At 76.0% G+C, this 1,287-nt stretch carries 2 protein-coding genes; both read left to right on the top strand.

Annotation, left to right across the window (positions count from 1 at the left end):
- A partial coding sequence (locus tag ACTIDRAF_RS31440; protein WP_157163287.1) for a hypothetical protein occupies window positions 1-221 on the top strand: 221 nt, incomplete at its 5' end.
- A gap of 150 nt (window positions 222-371) precedes the next feature.
- Window positions 372-1,124: an ESX secretion-associated protein EspG gene (locus ACTIDRAF_RS0225730; protein WP_157163286.1), complete on the top strand. Its 753-nt coding sequence runs from the start codon at window positions 372-374 to the stop codon at window positions 1,122-1,124.
- The last annotated feature ends 163 nt before the right edge of the window (window positions 1,125-1,287 follow it).

The following is a 1,287-nucleotide window of genomic DNA, read 5'->3' as shown; positions in this document are numbered from 1 at the left end:
GGCTCCGCGCGCCGGCCGCCGACCCGGTGAGCAGGCTCGCGGTGGGCCGCCTCGTCGACCGGGCGGCCGGCCCGCACGGATCGCTCACCGCCGCCCTCGACCAGGCGATCGCCGCCCTCACCGACCTGGTGGACCAGCTCGACGCCAGTGCCCGCGCCTACCGGACCCGGGACGACGAGGTGGCGGACGCGGTGCGCCGAGCGGGTGAGCCGCGTGGCTGACCGCCGGGTGCCTGGCTCTCCACCGTCCGATCCACCGGGCGGTGGCGACCTCCCCCGTACGGCGCACCGGGTTGACCGCCGGCTCACCGGGTCCCTGCCATGCTCGCGCGGCCGGTACCGACCCGCCGATCCGCGACCTCCGGGGGCAGCGTGACGATCACTCTGGAGCTGGCCGAGTTCACCCTCGCGTGGCGTGAGCTGGGGCTCGGGCAGTGTCCGCTGGTGCTGCGCACCGAGGAGACGGCGACGACCCTGGCGGAGGCCGAGGACCTCGACCGGCGTTGTCGGGCCGCCCTCGCCGACCGGGGGCTGTTCACCGGACCCGGCGAGCCGCACCCCGACCTGGACTGGGCGCTGCGCCTGTTCGCGGCGCCCACCCACGCCGTGGACGTGCGGTGGTCCCTCCCCGGCGGACGGCGGCTCCGGGCGATGGCCGCGCTCTCCGGCCAGCACGCCGTGATCGGGGTGGTGGGCGACGGCGTGCTGTCCATCGACCCGCTGCGGCCGACGACCGTGTGCGAGGCGGCGGTGAGCGTGCTGGGCGCCGTGCCCGCCGGGCCGGGACAGGTGGTGAACCTCCCGGAGTCCGCCGTGTCGCGGGCCGGCCGGAAGGGCCGCTCCGACGCCGACTTCGAGGACGCCCTGCTCGACGCGGGTGTGCGTTACGGGGACGCCCGCGCGCTGCTGGGCATGCTGGGGACCGACCGCGTGGGCGCCGGTCAGCTCGGGGTGAGCCGCTGGGAAGGACTGGGCCAGCGCCGCCGGGGCCCGTACGCGATCGACGTGATCGACACGACGCGGGGCAGGTACGCCGTCCACGAACGGGACGGCTGGCTGACCGTGGCACCGGTCGACCTGCCCCGGCTGGCGGAGATGCTGCGCGAACTCCTCGCCGTGACCTGAGACGGGCGCGGTGGGCCGACGAACGACGGGGGTGCGAGGTGGAGGAGCGATCCGGCGTCTACTGGAACGGGATCAGCCACGAGCGGATCGTGGACTGGCTGCGGGAGCCCACCACCGACTCGCTCGTCGACTCGGTGGACCAGTGGGAGCGGGGCCTGGGCGA

The organism is Actinoalloteichus spitiensis RMV-1378, assembly GCF_000239155.1.
GTDB lineage: Bacteria > Actinomycetota > Actinomycetes > Mycobacteriales > Pseudonocardiaceae > Actinoalloteichus_B > Actinoalloteichus_B spitiensis.
The sequence above is the reverse complement of the archived record's forward strand: the minus strand, read 5'-3'. Positions and strand labels throughout refer to the sequence as shown.